The 16,048-nt window shown below is 55.3% G+C and carries 13 protein-coding genes; 9 read left to right on the top strand and 4 right to left on the bottom strand.

Going from position 1 to position 16,048, the window contains the following annotated elements; genetic code table 11:
* The first annotated feature begins 390 nt into the window (after window positions 1–390).
* Complete coding sequence (locus tag N5J69_RS17765) at window positions 391–1,206, top strand: TIM barrel protein (protein WP_279771905.1); 816 nt, start codon at window positions 391–393, stop codon at window positions 1,204–1,206.
* 75 nt (window positions 1,207–1,281) lie between these two features.
* Here N5J69_RS17765 and N5J69_RS17760 read toward each other — a convergent pair whose 3' ends face one another.
* Window positions 1,282–2,505 carry an MFS transporter gene (locus N5J69_RS17760; protein WP_279771904.1) on the bottom strand — a complete coding sequence of 408 codons (1,224 nt, stop codon included), beginning with the start codon at window positions 2,503–2,505 and terminating at the stop codon, window positions 1,282–1,284.
* A 278-nt stretch (window positions 2,506–2,783) separates the two neighbouring features.
* On the opposite strand from N5J69_RS17760, the gene N5J69_RS17755 reads away from it, so the two are divergent.
* A complete protein-coding gene (locus N5J69_RS17755) occupies window positions 2,784–3,839 on the top strand; it encodes an AI-2E family transporter (protein WP_279771903.1) in 1,056 nt (351 codons plus the stop codon).
* Here N5J69_RS17755 and N5J69_RS17750 read toward each other — a convergent pair.
* Window positions 3,828–4,511, bottom strand: coding sequence for a FadR/GntR family transcriptional regulator (locus tag N5J69_RS17750; RefSeq protein ID WP_279771902.1), 684 nt, complete (start codon window positions 4,509–4,511; stop codon window positions 3,828–3,830). The two genes, N5J69_RS17755 and N5J69_RS17750, sit on opposite strands and share 12 nt — an antisense overlap.
* 147 nt (window positions 4,512–4,658) lie before the next feature.
* On the opposite strand from N5J69_RS17750, the gene uxuA reads away from it, so the two are divergent.
* The 5 genes from uxuA to N5J69_RS17725 all read left to right on the top strand — a co-directional run bounded on the left by uxuA (window position 4,659) and on the right by N5J69_RS17725 (window position 11,846).
* Window positions 4,659–5,843 carry a mannonate dehydratase gene (gene uxuA, locus N5J69_RS17745; RefSeq protein WP_279771901.1) on the top strand — a complete coding sequence of 395 codons (1,185 nt, stop codon included), beginning with the start codon at window positions 4,659–4,661 and terminating at the stop codon, window positions 5,841–5,843.
* Between the two features lie 274 nt (window positions 5,844–6,117).
* Window positions 6,118–7,725, top strand: coding sequence for an EAL domain-containing protein (locus N5J69_RS17740; RefSeq protein WP_279771900.1), 1,608 nt, complete (start codon window positions 6,118–6,120; stop codon window positions 7,723–7,725).
* A 438-nt stretch (window positions 7,726–8,163) separates the two neighbouring features.
* Window positions 8,164–9,669: a glycine betaine/L-proline transporter ProP gene (gene proP, locus N5J69_RS17735; protein WP_279771899.1), complete on the top strand. Its 1,506-nt coding sequence runs from the start codon at window positions 8,164–8,166 to the stop codon at window positions 9,667–9,669.
* A gap of 127 nt (window positions 9,670–9,796) precedes the next feature.
* Window positions 9,797–10,774, top strand: coding sequence for a porphobilinogen synthase (hemB, locus tag N5J69_RS17730; RefSeq protein ID WP_279771898.1), 978 nt, complete (start codon window positions 9,797–9,799; stop codon window positions 10,772–10,774).
* A 103-nt stretch (window positions 10,775–10,877) separates the two neighbouring features.
* The gene (locus tag N5J69_RS17725) at window positions 10,878–11,846 is read left to right on the top strand and encodes a sensor domain-containing diguanylate cyclase (RefSeq protein WP_279771897.1); all 969 of its coding nucleotides are present in this window, start codon (window positions 10,878–10,880) and stop codon (window positions 11,844–11,846) included.
* Between the two features lie 26 nt (window positions 11,847–11,872).
* Here N5J69_RS17725 and N5J69_RS17720 read toward each other — a convergent pair whose 3' ends face one another.
* A complete protein-coding gene (locus N5J69_RS17720) occupies window positions 11,873–12,895 on the bottom strand; it encodes an alpha/beta hydrolase (protein ID WP_279771896.1) in 1,023 nt (340 codons plus the stop codon).
* A gap of 325 nt (window positions 12,896–13,220) precedes the next feature.
* Here N5J69_RS17720 and N5J69_RS17715 point away from each other — a divergent pair, with 325 nt between their 5' ends.
* The gene (locus N5J69_RS17715) at window positions 13,221–13,721 is read left to right on the top strand and encodes a helix-turn-helix domain-containing protein (RefSeq protein ID WP_279771895.1); all 501 of its coding nucleotides are present in this window, start codon (window positions 13,221–13,223) and stop codon (window positions 13,719–13,721) included.
* Here N5J69_RS17715 and N5J69_RS17710 read toward each other — a convergent pair whose 3' ends face one another.
* On the bottom strand, window positions 13,722–14,381 hold the full coding sequence (locus tag N5J69_RS17710; RefSeq protein WP_279771894.1) for an epoxyqueuosine reductase QueH: 660 nt from the start codon (window positions 14,379–14,381) through the stop codon (window positions 13,722–13,724).
* 272 nt (window positions 14,382–14,653) lie between these two features.
* Between N5J69_RS17710 and N5J69_RS17705 the strand changes: the two genes are divergently transcribed.
* Entirely contained in the window at window positions 14,654–16,042 is a 1,389-nt protein-coding gene (locus tag N5J69_RS17705) for a sugar porter family MFS transporter (RefSeq protein ID WP_279771893.1), read from the top strand.
* Window positions 16,043–16,048: the final 6 nt, after the last annotated feature.

Genomic DNA, 16,048 nt, shown 5'->3' with positions numbered 1-16,048 from the left:
TGCAGACGGACCCTGTGGCCTGCCACACTGCCTGACCCGGCAAACCTGAAAGCGTGTTATGAAGCTATTACAGTGGAACAAATTTTTCAAATAGTTCTTTTTGGAAAATTTGCTTTTAGCGGCACGGATCGCATTTTTCCCGCCCGTCAGTGTCTGACGGCATCACGATGGCAGGCGGTGATTAAGCGCCATCAGCCTTACGCAACAGGCGAACAGCAGAGGCAGGAAGAAGGTGAGTGACTGCGAAGTTGATCCAGTGTTTATGCATCAGACTGAAACGAAATATGAAATTAATGCGAGACCGATCTAATATTCTGCATTTCATAATTCACTATTAATGAAATAAATGTTTTCTTTAACCCATACCTTCTCCTGTCCCGGAGTCAGCGCATGGCCATCGATCCCACCCGTTTCTGTATTAACCGCAAAATAGCGCCCCGGCTCTCGCTGGAGGCCTTTTTTCAGCTGGTTCAGCGTCTGGGGCTAAGTAAAGTGGAACTGCGTAATGACATGCCCGGCGGCAGCGTCACCGATGATCTCAGCACCGACCAGCTGCGTGCCCTGACCGATAAGTATCACATCGATATCGTCACCATTAATGCGCTTTATCCGTTTAACCGCGTTGATGACGCGCTGCTGAGCCGGGCCGAGGCGCTGCTACAGACCGCACAGCAGATTGGTGCAAAGGCGCTGGTCATGTGTCCGCTGAATGAGGGGATTGCCGTGTCGGCGCAGCAGACGCAGGCGGCAATGCAGCAGCTGGCACCGCGCTTTGCCCATTACGGTATTCAGGGGCTGGTGGAGCCGCTGGGGTTTGCGGTCAGCTCACTGCGTTCGATCGTACAGGCACAGCGTTGGATTGCCGAGGCAGATGTCCCCTTTAAGCTGTTGCTGGATACGTTCCACCATCATCTCTATGAACAGGCTGAGCAGGAATTCCCGGCGGGTATCCATACCGGACAGATTGGGCTGGTGCATCTTTCGGGTGTGGAAGACAGGCGACCGACCGCTGAACTGACCGACGACGAACGCATTATGCTGAGTGATAACGATGTGCTGAAGAGCGCGGTGCAGGTGAAGCGACTGGAGATGCTCGGCTACAAGGGCGTCTACGCCTTTGAGCCTTTCTCTGAACAGCTCAACAGCTGGACCCCGGCGGAGATCGAACGGCAGATCCGCCACAGTATTGAACTGCTACAGGCCTGAATCCTGTTCACCTCCGACATTTACTGGTTTATCTGTGTCTGCAAAGACGTTATGGCCCGCTGCTGGGCCATTTTTTTATCCTGACGTATCGTCTGTAACAGGCGCTGATGCCTGACGACGCTGAAGGCGCAGTGTGCAGAAAAACGCGACGCAGATCAGCAGCGCCGTGAGCAGATAGACGCGGGAGACACCCGCATAATTCATAATAAATCCGGCAAGTGGCCCGGTTATCCCCAGCGACAAATCCATAAAGGCAGTGTAGGTTGCCAGGGCGCTGCCCTGATTCTGCTGCGGCACCACTTTTACCGCCACCACGCCCAGCGCCGGGAACACCAGCGAGAATCCCGCGCCGGTCAGAAACGCACCCGCTTTCGCCATCCAGGGATCTCCCGCTGCGGCGACCAGAAACAGTCCGGCAGCCTCAACGGCCAGACAAACGCTGGCGACCCGCAGGCCGCCGTGACGGTTAATCGCATTCGGAAACAGCAGGCGTGCGCCAACGAAAGCACCGCTGAACAGGGAGAGCGCAAAGGCCGCGCCTTCCCAGCCTTTATCCTGATAGAACAGCGTGATAAAGGTGGCAATGACGCCGAAACCTGCCGATCCCATCGCCAGAATCGCGCCAAAGCCAGCGATTTTCCCCAGCACCGCCCGAAACGGCAGCGGTCTGGCGCGGCTGGCTTTTACCGCCGGACGCGGGACCGCGCAGGCGATGCCGACAACGCAGATAGCCACAATCACCAGCGACAGCCACAGTAGCCCACCCGCCTGGAAGATCATCACGCCCAGCGGCGCGCCTATCGCCATCGCGCCATAGGTGACAATGCCGTTCCAGGAGATGACGCGTCCAATGTGCAGCGACCCCACCCGCGCAACTCCCCACAGCGAGGTGCCGGTGCCGGTAAAACTCTGGCCCACGCCCAGAATCATCCGGCCCACACAGAGTAACGTCAGGCTCCAGAGCGGGGATTCGATCAGCGCCGCCAGCAGAATACACAACCCGCTGATCAGACAGCCCACCAGGCCGGTCACCACCACTTTCTTTGGCCCCCAGAGGTCGGCATAGCGCCCGGCGTGTGGCCGGCTCAGCAGCGTCGCCACATATTGCAGGCTGATCACCACGCCCGCCCAGAATGCGCTGAAGCCCAGTTGCTCATGCACCCATCCCGGCAGGACCGCCAGCGGCAGACCAATGGTGAGATAGCTGGCAAAGTTGTAAGCGACAATAGAGAGGATCAGCAGAGAAATATGCAGGCTTCCGGATGGGGCGTTCTGTTCCGCCGCAGGCTGTTCAGGCATGAGTCCTCGCGCTCGTATTTGGCTGAATGATAAGGTTTATCCTTTCACTATACCCGCTTTCGCCACTGGCGCATCACAATGGCACGGTTATCGGGCAGGAGAAAGCAGTGTAAAAACAGGCACAGCATGGCGTCGCGGCTTTGCCGTCATAGCTGAGTACGGTGGCGCTGATTACCCCACCCTTTTGCCGCCGCGCTTTACCGTTTCTCTGATAAATCAGATTGTTAATTTTCTTGCTGCTACACTTTCAGCAGCCAGATTACGTCACGGGAGAGGCAATGAGCGAGCTGCAACGGGAAAAGATTGGACAAAATATTCTGATAAAACTGGCGATGCTGGTCATCATTCTCGCCGGGGTCAGGGCCGCGTCCGATATTCTGGTCCCGCTTCTGCTGGCGGCGTTCTTTGCCATTGTGCTGAATCCGCTGGTGACGATGCTGATGCGTCGTGGCTTCCGCCGTGGACTGGCGATTGGGCTGGTCATCACCGTGATCTTCTGCGGTCTCCTGCTGCTGGGTGCCATCATCGCCAGCTCGATGAGCGAGTTTTCAGACCTTTACCCGCAACTCCGCGCCACGCTGGAGCAGAAAATGACGGTGCTGCAACATCTGGCAGCGGGCTTTCATCTCAATATTTCAACGAATGCGCTGATACAGCGTTTCGACCCTAATACCATGATGAACCTGGCAAGCGCCGCGCTGAGCGGCTTTTCAGGCGCGATGACCAATACCGTGCTGCTGGTGCTGACCGTGGTCTTTATGCTGTTTGAGGTCCATCACCTGCCCTACAAAATGCGTAACGCGCTGGTGAACCCGAAAATTCGTATCGCCGGGCTGCATAAGGCGCTGAAGGGCGTTACGCACTATCTGGCGCTCAAAACCCTGGTCAGTCTGATCACCGGCATCGCGGTCTGGCTGACGCTGTATCTGCTGGATGTGAAGTTCGCGCTGCTGTGGGGCGTCGTGGCGTTTATCCTCAACTTTATTCCCAATATTGGCCCGATTATCGCCGGTTTACCGCCGTTTCTGCAGGCGTTGCTGCTCAACAGCCTGTTCGATGCCGCTATGGTGGCAGCGCTGTTTACCGCCATTCATATGGTGTTCGGCAACATGCTGGAACCGCGACTGATGGGGCGCGGTCTTGGCTTATCAACGCTGGTGGTGTTCCTGTCGCTGGTGTTCTGGGGCTGGCTGCTTGGTCCGGTCGGTATGCTGCTCTCGGTGCCGCTGACCAGCATTACCAAAATTCTGATGGAGACCACCCCAGGCGGCAGCCGTCTGGCGATTATGCTGGGCACCGGACGACCTAAACGCGTTCGGGGATTAACCAAGTAGCCGCTGCTGGACGTGCTGCAGATGGCGCTCCATAGCCTGGCGGGCCGCGGCTTCATCACCCGACACAATCGCACGGGCGATCTGCTGATGGTCAGCATTCATCTCCTGCGCAAAACTGTCATCGGCATAATGGCGTTCCAGTCGCTGCACATGCGGGCTGTGGCGTTTGTTCCATAACTGCTCCAGCAGGTCGCGTAAGACATCATTGCCGCTCATCTCGCCGATCAGCAGGTGGAAGCGTTTATCCTGTTCCAGAAAGGCCGCATCGTTTTCATTGTATTGCTGCAATTCAGCGGTCAGCGTCAGCAGTGCTGCACGCTGATCGGGCGTGCCATTCCGTGCGGCAAATCCTGCCAGCATGCCTTCAAAGGCTTCACGCGCCTGCAAAATATCCTGCAGACTGCAGGCTTCACTCTCCTGCGGGATCGCGGCCTGCGGCAGCGGCTGAGCGACGTAAACACCCGTGCCGGTACGGATATCGACCCAGCCGGTCATCTCAAGCGCAATCAACGCTTCACGCACTGACGAACGGCTGACACCCAGCTGTTTTGCCAGTTCGCGCTCGGGCGGCAGCAGGCCACCCGCCACAAAATCACCGCGCGTGATACCGGCCATAATGGCATTGGCAATCTGACGGTACAGGCGCTCCGTTTTAATGACTGGCAGGGTCATTGTCCTCTCCTTTATTCCGCATAAACCGATCACCTCAGGGATGCAGTTTGTCATGCTGCGATCCGGATCACGGCCCTGTTTTGCCCGCTATCATACTCTTGGCCCAGCGGCCTGACCACTGGGCCACATCACAGTTGAGGAGTAAAAATGGAACATACATGGCGATGGTACGGCCCGAACGACCCGGTCTCACTGGATGATGCGCGACAGGCGGGCGCAACCGGTATTGTGACGGCGCTGCACCATATCCCTAATGGTGAAGTGTGGCCGGTTGAGGAGATTAAAGCGCGTCAGGCTCTGCTGGCGGAAAAAGGGCTGGTCTGGTCGGTGGTGGAAAGCATCCCGGTGCATGAGGCGATCAAAACTCAGCGCGGTGACTACCTTCGCTATATCGCCAGCTATCAGCAGTCGATTCGCAATCTGGCTGCCTGCGGCATTGATACCGTCTGCTACAACTTTATGCCGGTGCTGGACTGGACGCGCACCGACCTCGCCTGGACGCTGCCGGATGGCGCAAAAGCGCTGCGCTTCGACGCCGATGCTTTCGCCGCCTTCGAACTTTATCTGTTGCAGCGTCCGGGAGCCGAACAGGATTACAGCGCGGCCGAACAACAGGCCGCCGCTGAGCGCTTTGCCGCCATGAGCGCTGAGGATAAAAGCACGCTGGTGCGCAATATTATTGCCGGACTGCCCGGTGCCGAAGAGGGGTACACGCTGGAGCAGTTCCAGGCACAGCTGGCGCAGTATGACGGCATCGACAAAGCAAAACTGCGCGAGCATATGGCAACCTTCCTGCGTGCCATCGTGCCGGTTGCCGAAGAAGTGGGTATTAAACTGGCAGTGCATCCGGACGATCCACCGCGTCCAATTCTGGGCCTGCCGCGCATTATCTCTACCCAGGAAGATATGCAGTGGCTGAAGGAAACCGTGGACAGCCTGCACAACGGTTTCTGTTTCTGTACCGGCTCCTACGGCGTGCGTGCCGACAATGCGCTGGTTGAGATGGCGGAAACCTATGCCGACCGCATCAATTTTGTCCATCTGCGTGCCACTAAACGCGAGGCAAACCCCAACAGCTTCCATGAAGCCGCGCACCTGGCGGGCGACGTCGATATGGTCGGGGTGATCAGGGTTATTCTGGCGGAAGAGCAGCGCCGTCGTCGGGCGGGCAACCAGCGGGCGATTCCGATGCGCCCCGATCATGGTCATCAGATGCTGGACGACCTGCATAAACGCACCAATCCCGGTTACTCCGCCATTGGCCGTCTGAAAGGACTGGCGGAGCTGCGCGGCGTTGAGGTGGCGCTGAAACAGATCTATTTTGCCGATTAATTTACCCTGCGTCCGCCCTCAGGCGGGCCGGGGTCTCCCCTGGCTGCTGCTGCGTTTCGCCTTTTTCCCCTGTCACTGTTTCTCCTGCATTTTTTCTGCTGAGCCCCAATGAAGGCAAAACAACCTGTCAATAAAGGCAAAGTCTGGTCGATAATTGACCTGCGTCAGTTCAGTTGATGGCAAAAACGCTAATCTTCACCGCCCGGAGAAATGCTATGCTGCGTCACTGATAAGCCCCTCCGTATAATACCAATAATAGCCAGAGGAGTTAGCGGTGCCGCTACTGAAACGAAAACGCGACTACGCCAGGCTGGTGATTATTATCTCCGGCGTGCTGCCTCTGATTATGGGCATTTTTTTCGCCGCCCTTGATGCACGCCACACCGTCCGGCAACAGCAGGTAAGCGCGGCAAATACCCTGCTATCCCAGGCCGAGAGAATGAGCGACAGCGCCTGGGATATGATTACCACCCTGCGTCAGTTTCAGCATCAGCCCTGCAGCCAGATTGAAAGCCAGTTACAGCGCATCGGTTCGCTGAATGCCTATTTCCGCGCCATCGGTAAAATGGAAAAAAACAGAATTGCCTGCTCTTCAGCCTACGGGACAAAGCCTGCTTTTCTGAGCCATATGATCATGCGTGACGCGCCGGTCACCGGAAAATCCTGGTGGAGCCTGTCGATTGCCGGAACCGCGGGTGTGCCGGATCGTCCGGCCGTGATTTTTATGCGCAATCTGCCCGATGGTGAGGGATTCTGGGCAGTGATTGATGGTCAGTATCTGATCGACTTTATGCACGCAATCAGCAGCACCCATCGCTATCATTTCAGCATGAAATTTAGCGACGGCGCGCCCGTTTCGTTTGGCGATCCGCAAATCGCGCAGTCCGGCTGGTTTGAACCGCTGATTTATCAGGCCAGTTCCAGCCGCTATCCGATCTCTGTCACCCTTATTGCCTCACCCTCTGAGCTGATCTCGGCCTGGCGTCAGGTGATGTTGATCATCATGCCGATGGCAGTCATTTTCGCTATTCTGCTGATGATGCTGGTGGCGAACTGGCTGCAACGGCGTATTTCCTGGCGCGATGAGATTCGGCGGGCCATCTCCGGCGGCCAGTTCAGGGCGCACTATCAGCCGGTCTATGACAACCGGCGGCAACGCTGTAGCGGCGCAGAGGCACTGCTGCGCTGGACAACGCCCGACGGTAACGGCATCCGGCCTGATATTTTTATCGGTGCCGCTGAAGCGGAAGGCATGATTGTGCCACTAACCCGTCATCTGCTCGATTTAATTGCAGAGGATGTGCAGGCGTGGCCGGTTGAGCCAGGCTTCCACCTGGCCATTAACGTGGCGGCAGATCACTTGCAGCATCCTGATTTTGTTAGCGATATGCTGCACTTCGCCGCACGTGTTAAAGATAAGCAATTCCTGATCACCCTGGAACTGACCGAACGCAGCCTGATCAAAGATGGCGCGCAGGTGGCACGCAAGCTGGAGCAGTTACGTGGCTGCGGCATGAAGGTGGCGATTGATGATTTTGGTACCGGCCACTGTTCGCTGAGTTATTTACAGACCTTCACGATGGATTATCTGAAGATCGACCGCGGCTTTATCAACGCCATTGAATCCCTGGAGGGCCGGACCCCGGTACTGGATGCAATTATCCAGCTCAGTCATGAGCTTGAACTGGAAGTGCTGGGGGAAGGCGTCGAGAGCGCATTGCAGTTCAGCTATCTGAAGCAGCGCGGCGTGATCTTTATCCAGGGCTACTATTATGCCCGTCCGATGGACAACGCGGCGCTGATCGCCTGGCTCGCCAGAGAGGGTGAAACGCCGTTTGAACCGGATCATGCTCTGAAGGCGCACCGGACGGCCAGCGTCTGAACCGGCGCTGAACTTAACAGGCCCGCCGCGCACCAGGGGCCTGTTGTCTTCTTTCGTTATGCAGCCTGGCTTACTGCCACCCGCTTCTGTGTAGCGGCTCTTCCCCTGCGGCGTCGGCTTCTCCGCACATCACTCATTCCCGCTCCGATTTGCTGAAAAAACCGGCGGTCGTCACGCAGCGTGATAATTTTTTTGCGCAGCTAAACAGCCACATTGGTGGTCAAAATAGCCTGCATGTAGCCCAAACATGACAGATATCACACAAAAACGGTATACTCTGTCGCTGTTCGCAATAATCACAACAGTAATTATTGTGTCAGCTGGCGCGTAAACAGCGCTTATTTGAAGCTATGCTTAAATTTCTCAACGCAGCGGTCTGACTGATTCACCCCGGCTCGCGCCGTTGAGGACTTTCGTGTTCCATTACAGGGTAATTCTATGAAATTGCGTAGGAAGCGTGTAAAACCAATTGGGCTCGATGATGTCACCATCATCGATGATGCCCGTTTACGTAAAGCCATCACCGCAGCCTCTCTGGGTAATGCGATGGAGTGGTTCGACTTCGGTGTTTATGGCTTTGTGGCCTATGCACTGGGTAAAGTCTTCTTCCCGGATGCTTCACCAGGCGTGCAGATGATTGCCGCGCTGGGTACCTTCTCTGTACCCTTCCTGATTCGCCCGCTGGGTGGTCTGTTCTTCGGTATGCTGGGCGACAAATATGGTCGTCAGAAAATTCTCTCCATCACCATCATCATCATGTCGGTCAGTACGTTCTGTATCGGTCTGATACCCTCCTATGCCTCCATCGGCATCTGGGCACCGATTCTGCTGCTGTTAGCCAAGATGGCGCAGGGCTTCTCGGTAGGGGGTGAATATACCGGTGCCTCAATCTTTGTCGCCGAATATTCGCCTGACCGTAAACGCGGCTTCATGGGAAGCTGGCTCGATTTTGGTTCGATTGCGGGCTTTGTGCTCGGGGCGGGCCTGGTCGTGCTGATTTCCTCGATTATCGGGGAAGCAAATTTCCTTGAGTGGGGCTGGCGTCTGCCGTTCTTTGTGGCACTGCCGCTGGGCATCATTGGTCTTTACCTGCGTCATGCGCTGGAAGAGACCCCGGCATTCCAGCAGCACGTGGACAAACTGGAACAGGGCGACCGCGAAGGCCTGCAGGATGGTCCGCAGGTCTCGTTTAAAGAGATTGCGACCAAACACTGGCGCAGCCTGCTCTCCTGTATCGGTCTGGTTATCGCCACAAACGTCACTTACTACATGTTACTGACGTACATGCCGAGCTACCTGTCGCATAACCTGCACTACAGCGAAGATCACGGCGTGATGATTATCATCGCCATCATGATCGGTATGCTGTTTGTTCAGCCAATGATCGGCATGATGAGTGACCGTTTTGGCCGTCGTCCGTTTGTCATCATCGGCAGTATCGCCCTGCTGGTCTTTGCGATTCCTGCATTTATGATGATCAACAGTGGCGTACTGGGAATGATTTTTGCCGGACTTCTGCTGATGGCGGTCATCCTTAACGCCTTTACCGGCGTGATGGCCTCGTCACTGCCTGCAATGTTCCCGACGCACATCCGCTACAGTGCGCTGGCCAGTGCGTTTAACATCTCGGTACTGGTTGCCGGTCTGACGCCAACGCTGGCGGCCTGGCTGGTTGAATCCACCAACAACCTTTACATGCCAGCCTACTATCTGATGGTGGTTGCGGTTATTGGTCTGATTACCGGTCTGTTCATGAAAGAGACAGCAAACAAGCCACTGAAAGGTGCAACGCCCGCTGCCTCGGATATGGAAGAAGCGCGTGAAATCCTCCAGGAGCATCACGATAACATCGAGAACAAAATCGAAGATATCGACGAAGAAATTGCCCGCCTGGAAGCGAAACGTAAAAACCTGGTGCAGCAGCACCCGGATATTAACGAGTAATCGTTCTGCTCTCCCGCCGCCCGGCGGGAGAGTACTTTTCCCCTCGCCTTACCGCACACAAACCTTCATGCCTCGCAGGCAAAGGGAGTAAACTGTTGTCACTTTTTTCACCTGCGTAAGAATGAAAATGTCTGATTATTCCCTTATCCAGCGCCCAAGAAGATTGCGCGCCAGCGCTTCAATGCGTGAAATGTTCCAGGAGTCTTCCCTGAGCCTGAACGATCTGGCTCTGCCTATTTTTGTTGAAGAAGACGTTGACGATTACAAAGCAATTCAGGCGATGCCTGGCGTGATGCGTATTCCGGAAAAACGTCTCGCCTGGGAGATTGAACGCATCGCCAAAGCGGGCATTCGCTCCGTGATGACCTTTGGTATTTCGCACCATACCGACGCCACCGGCAGCGATGCCTGGAACGAAAACGGTCTGGTGGCACGCATGTCCCGCATCTGCAAAGACACCGTGCCGGAAATGATTGTGATGTCTGACACCTGCTTCTGTGAGTACACCAGCCACGGCCACTGTGGCGTGCTCTGCGACCACGGCGTCGATAACGACGCAACCCTGGCAAACCTGGGTAAGCAGGCCGTAGTTGCCGCAGCAGCCGGAGCAGATTTTATTGCGCCGTCAGCGGCGATGGATGGTCAGGTTGAGGCGATTCGCCGGGCACTGGACGCGGCGGGCTTTACCCAGACTGCCATCATGTCCTACTCCACCAAATTTGCTTCATCGTTTTACGGCCCGTTCCGTGAAGCAGCCGGAACAGCGCTGAAAGGCGACCGTAAAACCTATCAGATGAACCCGATGAACCGTCGTGAAGCGATTCGTGAATCGCTGCTTGATGCGGCGCAGGGCGCGGATTCACTGATGGTGAAGCCGGCAGGTGCCTATCTGGATATCCTGCGCGACATTCGTGAACGCACCGAACTGCCGCTGGCGGCGTATCAGGTGAGTGGCGAATACGCGATGATCAAATTTGCCGCGCAGGCCGGTGCCATTGATGAGCGTAATGTGGTGCTGGAAAGCCTCGGTGCAATTAAACGAGCCGGTGCGGACCTGATTTTCAGCTATTTCGCCCTTGATCTCGCAGAACAAAAAGTGCTCTGATCCCCTCCTCATAAAGAGCGTGGTTCCTGTATCACGCTCTTCTTCTTCGCCGTAAGGCAAACACCAGAACCTGGCTTCAGCTAAAACAATAAAGGTCTCTGTGATGAAAGCACCTGAAATCCCTGCCGACGAGGCACAACGTTTATCGCAGCTGCGTGCGCTGAACATAATGAACACCCCAGCGGAGGAGCGCTTTGACCGTCTAACCCGTCTGGCACGCCGCCTGTATGACGTTCCTATCGCGTTGGTCAGCCTGCTGGAAGCGGACCATCAGTGGTTTAAATCCGCGCAGGGCTATGAACCTGAAGGATCGCCCCGCAACATCTCTTTTTGCGGCCATGCCATCCTGCAGGATGAGATCATGATTGTTGAAGATGCGCAAAAAGATCCGCGTTTTCATGATAATCCGCTGGTGACCGGCGAGCCATACATTCGCTTTTATGCAGGCTGTCCGCTGCGTGCGCCGGGCGGTGCCAAAATGGGTACGTTCTGCATTATTGGCCGTGAACCGCGTCAGTTTAATCAGGAAGATCAGGCCACGATGCGTGATCTGGCCGCAATGGCCGAAGCGGAACTGGTCGCCTTTCAGACCGCCACCTGTGATGAGCTGACCCAGATTACCAATCGTCGCGGCTTTATGACGCTGGGACAGATGGTGCTGAATGAGTGCCTCATTAAAAACCGGCCCGCCTGCCTGACTTTCCTCGATCTCGACAAGTTTAAGCAGATTAACGACACGCTGGGCCACCGCGAAGGCGACCGCGCACTGATGGACTTTGCCGACGCGATGAAAGTTGTGTTTAATCACTCCGATCTGTTTGCCCGTCTGGGCGGCGACGAGTTCGTGGTGCTGTTTAACGGCCTGCAGCAGCAGCAGAGCGAAGCGTTGCTCGCGCAGTTCGACCGTTACCTGCAACAGCAGTCAGTCAACCTGAATCGTCGTTATCGTCTGCAATTCTCTTCCGGCGTCGTGGCGTTTGACGCGGCGCATCCGCAGTCGCTGGAACAGTTGCTGCACGACAGCGATAAGCAGATGTACCTCAGGAAAAAGCAGAAAAGCGTAGCGGTATGAGATCAGGCGCCACCGCGCCTGACTGTTCATCGCCGCGCCAGATCGTCGAGCAGCGTCTGATTAAACCTGGCCGGTTCTTCCATTTGTGGCGCGTGTCCCATACCGGGAAATTCGATTAAGCGCGCGCCCGGAATGCGTTTTGCGGCCTCTTTACCCAGCACCGCATAATTCCCCAGCCGGGCTTTCACCTCCGCAGAGGCGATATCACTGCCGATGGCCGTCGTGTCTGATGTCCCGATCATCAGCGTGGTGGGCACTTTCAGATCGCCGAATTCATAAAATACCGGCTGCGTGAAGATCATGTCGTAGATGAGGGCAGAGTTCCACGCCACCTTCTGATGGCCCGGCCCGCTGTTGAGTCCGGCCAGCATATCCACCCACTTGTCATATTCCGGTTTCCAGCGCCCGACATAATAGGTCTGCTGCTCATACTTCTTAATGCCTTCCGCACTCAGCTTCAGTTCGCGCTGATACCACTGATCGATCGAGCGCCACGGTGCGCCTTTGGCTTTCCAGTCCTCCAGTCCGATCGGGTTGACCAGCACCAGCTTCTGCGTCTGTTCCGGGTACATCAGCGCATAACGCGTTGCCAGCATTCCGCCCGTAGAGTGACCGATGATCACCGCCTTCTCCACGCCCAGCCGGGCGAGCAGCTGATGCGTATTCTCTGCCAGCTGCTGAAAGCTGTATTGATAGCTGGCGGGCTTGGTCGAGCTGCAGAAGCCAATCTGGTCAGGCGAGATAACACGATATCCCTGCTGGCTTAGCGCGCGAATGGTCTCTTCCCATGTTGCGCCACAGAAATTTTTACCGTGCATCAGCACCACCGTTCTGCCGTTGGCCTGTTGTGCCGGTTTCACATCCATGTAGCCCATACTCAGCGATTGCTGCTGGGACTGAAAGTGGACGTGCTGTAAAGGATAAGGGTAGTGAAATCCTTCCAGTTGTTCGCCATAAGCAGGCGCAGCACTGGCGGGCGCATGGGCAAATAAAGCCAGCGAGGTGAGCAAAGCGGCAAGCGGTTTTTTCAACACGTATGTCGGGCTCATCCGGGGGTCTCCAGGTTAAAGGTGAGTGGTAAGCCTGGCATGTCACGGCCAAAAATCTATTGATGCGCTGTGCGATAGCCTTGATTTCAGGAAAGCTGGCCGCCGAATCACACTCTCACTTTTATTATCCGCACAGCATTGATTATCTCACCCCACAATTATCAACAGACTAATTACAATTCATCCTTTTCATTAATAACTGCTGTTTATTTGCATCTCTTTTGAGATAACGATTCAAATACTGAAAGATCTTTACGCAAAGAATAAGCACACTAAGATAAATAATTCATAATCCTTCTGAATCAAATAGCGGGGAGGAACAGCCATGAATGAAAAAAGATATAACGAAAGCGTGATCGTCTCTATTACCGAGTGGATTAATAATAATCTTGATCAGCGTTTAAGCGTTGATGATATTGCAGAAAAAGCAGGTTATTCTAAATGGTATTTACAGAAACTCTTTGCCCGTTATCATAATGAAACGCTGGCACGTTATATCCGAAAGAAAAAACTGAACGCCAGCGTTAACGATCTAAAAAACAGTCGGATTCCCATTATCAGCCTGGCGCTGAAATACCATTTTGAAAGCCAGCAATCCTTTACCCGCTCTTTTAAGCAGGTAATGGGCTGTACGCCAAGCGTCTGTCGTAAACGTCTGATGAGCGATGAGGCGAAACAGCAGCTGGCCGACGTTGACGATTCCTGCACGCTCTGCAGCTACGTTCGGCCAGGAGAAAGCAGGCAGAATGGCGGCGTGGTAGTCCGGCCTGTTACACGCTCAGCACGCGGGTATGCAAAGGCAGACGCTTTCTGCGATATCAGTTAATCAGGATTCATCCGGCTGATAATACTGCACACCAATCTTAATGCGCTCACGTCCCTGGGTGACACGATGACGATTGGTGTCGCGCAATGAATAGACGCAGCCACAATATTCCTGCTGATAGAAACTCTCGCGCTTGCTGATTTCAATCATGCGCGCCGATCCGCCGCCTTTACGCCAGTTAAACTCCCAGTAAAGCAGATCAGGATATGCCGCTGCTGCGCGGACTCCGCAGCTGTTAATTTGCTTCATATCTTTCCAGCGTGAAATCCCCAGGCAACTGGTCATCACGGGAAACCCGTTTTCATGGGCATACAGCGCCGTGCGCTCAAAGCGCATATCAAAGCACATGGTGCAGCGTTCACCCCGTTCCGGCGACCACTCCAGCCCACGCGCCCGCTCAAACCAGTTATCCCGGTCATAATCAGCATCAACAAACGGCACACCGAATTTTTCGGCAAAGCGAATATTTTCCTCTTTGCGCAGCTCATACTCTTTGAGCGGATGAATATTCGGGTTGTAGAAATAGATGGTGTATTCAATGCCGGATGCCAGCATCGCTTCCATCACTTCCCCCGAACAGGGTGCGCAACAGGAGTGCAGCAGGACTTTGTTATGACCGCCCGGCAGAGGCAGCGGCTGACGCTGGAAAGGTTCAGACATAAGCACCTTCAATCAATGGCAGAAAAGCGGAAGTGTAATGCCGCAGGCGGTCAGTTGCAAAATCTGACCTGATGCCGCCTGCTTTGCGTATTCGTGCCTCTGCCGCCGTTTCCCGACTCTGCACCAACCTGCTGATCTCTGATGGTTTCTTTTCACAACACGGCTGTGCTGCACCAGGTGATGGCCGGAAGTGTGATCAGACCCACACTGGCATCGACTATGTTTACATAACATTAACAATATTGACATTGAATCACTGCAAGGAGACTCGCATGGTCGCGGCTAAAAAATCGGGAAATCATCAGAACCGTTTTATCCGGTTCGTCTGTTTTATGGCTGCGCTGTCCGGCCTGCTGTTTGGTCTGGATATCGGCGTTATTGCAGGTGCCTTGCCGTTTCTGGCGAAGGATTTGCAAATCACTAACCATCAGCAGGAGTGGGTGGTGAGTTCGATGATGTTTGGCGCGGCGCTGGGCGCACTGGCGGCGGGCTGGATGTCATCAAAGCTGGGTCGCAAGAAAAGTATGCTGGCGGGTGCGACGCTGTTTGTGATTGGCTCGCTGTGGTCAGCTTTTTCGCCCGATGTGGCGTCGCTGGTCTGTGCCCGCGTGATGCTGGGGCTGGCGGTCGGGATCGCCTCTTACACCGCGCCGCTCTATCTGGCAGAGATTGCGCCTGAACGTATTCGCGGGTCGATGATTTCGATGTATCAGCTGATGCTGACCACCGGCATCGTGGTCGCGTATCTCTCTGACACCGCGTTCAGCTACACGGGAAACTGGCGCGCAATGCTCGGCGTTATCGCCATTCCGGCAGTGATCCTGTTTATCGGTGTACTGTTTCTGCCCAACAGTCCGCGCTGGCTGGCGGCACACGGGCGCTTTAACGAAGCGCAGCGCGTGCTGGACAGGCTGCGTAACAGCAGCGAACAGGCCAGAGAGGAGCTGGAAGAGATCCGTGAAAGCCTGCAGGTGAAGCAGCGCGGCTGGTCGCTGTTCCGCTCTAATGGCAATTTCCGTCGTACGGTCTGGCTGGGCATGCTGTTACAGGTTATGCAGCAGTTTACCGGCATGAATGTGGTGATGTATTACGCCCCTAAAATCTTTAATATCGCCGGTTTCTCCAGCACCCGTGAGCAGATGTGGGGCACGGTGATTGTCGGGCTGGTCAACATGCTGGCTACGCTGATTGCCATCTTCTTTGTGGATCGCTGGGGTCGCAAGCCGATGCTCACTACCAGTTTTCTGGTGATGGCGGTAGGCATGGGCGTGCTGGGAACGCTGCTGCACATCGGCGTTGAAACAGATTTCCGCAAATACTTTGCTGTGGCAATGCTGCTGATGTTTATCGTCGGCTTTGCGATGGCCGCAGGACCGGTGGTCTGGCTGCTCTGCTCAGAGATTCAGCCGCTGAAAGGGCGTGACTTCGGCATTACGGCGTCCACCACCACTAACTGGGTCGGCAATATGATTGTGGGTGCCACCTTCCTGACCATGCTGGATCAGCTGGGCAATGCCAGCACCTTCTGGTTCTACGGTGCGCTCAATCTGGTGTTTATCGTGCTGACGATGATGCTGGTCCCCGAGACCAGGCATGTGACACTGGAGCACATTGAACGCAACCTGATGAAGGGTAAGGCACTGCGTGATATCGGGGCGTAACCGCCC

The sequence above is a fragment of the Pantoea sp. GD03673 genome (assembly GCF_029844725.1).
Classification (GTDB): Bacteria; Pseudomonadota; Gammaproteobacteria; order Enterobacterales; family Enterobacteriaceae; genus Pantoea.
Note: the sequence above shows the minus strand (reverse complement) of the source record. Positions and strands in the feature narration are given on the sequence as shown.